The organism is Kribbella orskensis (genome assembly GCF_004342085.1).
Taxonomy (GTDB): domain Bacteria; phylum Actinomycetota; class Actinomycetes; order Propionibacteriales; family Kribbellaceae; genus Kribbella; species Kribbella orskensis.
Map to the genome: position 1 here is coordinate 1 of NZ_SLWM01000070.1, position 1,136 is coordinate 1,136.

A 1,136-nucleotide genomic window follows, 5' to 3' on the forward strand; every position below is an offset into this window, starting at 1 on the left:
CTGATGCGATGAAGGAGCGGGGCCTCCGCTCCTCGTGGGTTCCCGGCGGATGCTGGGGTTGCTCACGCTTCACGACGAAGGAGGCCCCTGATGGAAGCGTACGCGGGACGGCAGTTCGTGGGTATGGATCTGCATCGGCGCCGGTCGGTGCTGGTGCGGACGACGGCCGACGGACAGGTGCTTGAGCGGGTCCGGATCGTCAACGATGTGGATCGGTTGGCGGCGGTGATCGCCCGGGCCGGGGAAGCTCCGGAGGTGGTACTGGAGGCCACCTATGGCTGGTACTGGGCGGTGGACGCGCTGCGGGAACAGGGCGCGAGGGTGCATCTGGCGCATCCGCTGGGGGTGAAGGCGTTTGAGTACCGGCGGGTGAAGAACGACGAGCGGGACGCCGCCGACCTGGCCGACCTGTTGCGGATGGGGCGGCTGCCCGAGGCGTGGATCGCGCCGCCGGCGACCCGGGAACTGCGAGAGCTGGTCCGGCACCGCGCCAAGCTGGTCGGGCTGCGGTCGCATTGCAAGGCCGAGGTCCATGCGGTGCTGGCCAAGTGCGGGGTGCAGGTCTCGATGAGCGACCTGTTCGGCGTCGAGGGCACCGCGCTGCTGGACCGGTTGGACCTGGCGGCGCCCTATGCGGCCAGGATCGGGTCGCTGAGGCGAATCATGGACGGGCTCGACTTCGAGATCGACCACGTCGCCGGCATGGTGCGCGGCCGGCTCGCAACCGACCCGGGCTATGTCGCGGTGCAACAGATCCCCGGGATCGGCCCGACCCTGGCCGCGGTCCTGGTCGCCGAGATCGGCGACGTCACCCGGTTCACCCGGGCCGGGCAGCTGACCTGCTGGGCCGGGCTGACACCCACCCACCACGAGTCCGACACCCGCGTGCACCGGGGCCGGATCACCAAGCAGGGGTCCCGGCTGGTCCGGTGGGCGGTGGTCGAGTCGGTGCAGATCCTGCCCGCGACCACCAGGGTGGGGCGGTTCCGCGACCGCGTCGCTGCCCGCCGCGGCCACAACATCGGCGTCGTCGCCGCCGGCCGCCGCCAACTCGAGTACGTCTACTACGCGCTGCGCGACCACCACGTGCGCGCCCTGGACCCAGCCCTGAACCGAGCCCCGGACAACACCATCCA

General features: G+C 71.1%; 1 protein-coding gene. It reads left to right on the forward strand.

Translation table 11 applies throughout. The annotated features are described in order from the left end of the window. Positions 1–90: 90 nt before the first annotated feature. Positions 91–1,136, forward strand: a 1,046-nt coding sequence (locus tag EV644_RS44315) for an IS110 family RNA-guided transposase (RefSeq protein WP_132197874.1), incomplete at its 3' end; no start/stop codon positions are given.